The organism is Bacillus cereus group sp. N12, from assembly GCF_016483575.1.
GTDB classification, from domain to species: Bacteria; Bacillota; Bacilli; order Bacillales; family Bacillaceae_G; genus Bacillus_A; species Bacillus_A toyonensis.
Genome location: NZ_JAEHBO010000195.1, coordinates 1 through 545 on the forward strand (window position 1 = coordinate 1; position 545 = coordinate 545).

Consider the following 545-nt stretch of genomic DNA (forward strand, 5'->3'; position numbering starts at 1 on the left):
GTAGAAGTACAGGATAAAATGTTTGGAAAAGCTGAGATCACGAAGAAACAGACAAGAAATTATGTGTTATCACCAGAACAATATCAAGAAGTAACAAAGCAAGTAAATGCAGCGGTTACTATCAAAAAGGATTATGAGCGTTTGAAAAAAACAGATTTTGTGAAAGAAAATGAGAGTTTAAAAGTGCATGCAGAGGGCTGGATGAAAGAAAATCGAACGTTGAAACAAGAAAAAAGTAAGTTGCAAAAAGAAGTTGGTGTATTAAATAGAGAAATAAGCTCGTTAAAAGCTCATATAAAGGGTTTACAGACGAATATAAGAGTTTTGTATATACAAACGAAAAAAGTTCTTAAAGAGCAATTTAAGGTGCTTAGAGGAATTGTTAAAAATGAATTGGATAGCAAGGGAGTAGATAATCAATTTGAACGTGAACATAAGAGAGAAATAAGTAGACATCAAAATCTTGATAGAGAAAGATAGAATTGAATGTTATGTTTTTACACGAGATGGAAAGCTTTAACAAGGTGTTTCATGTTATTATAGAG

At 31.4% G+C, this 545-nt stretch carries 1 pseudogene; it reads left to right on the plus strand.

The features are described 5' to 3' along the window. Nucleotides 1–480: pseudogene (locus JDS92_RS30110) on the plus strand (plasmid recombination protein); the annotation flags it as partial. Nucleotides 481–545: the final 65 nt, after the last annotated feature.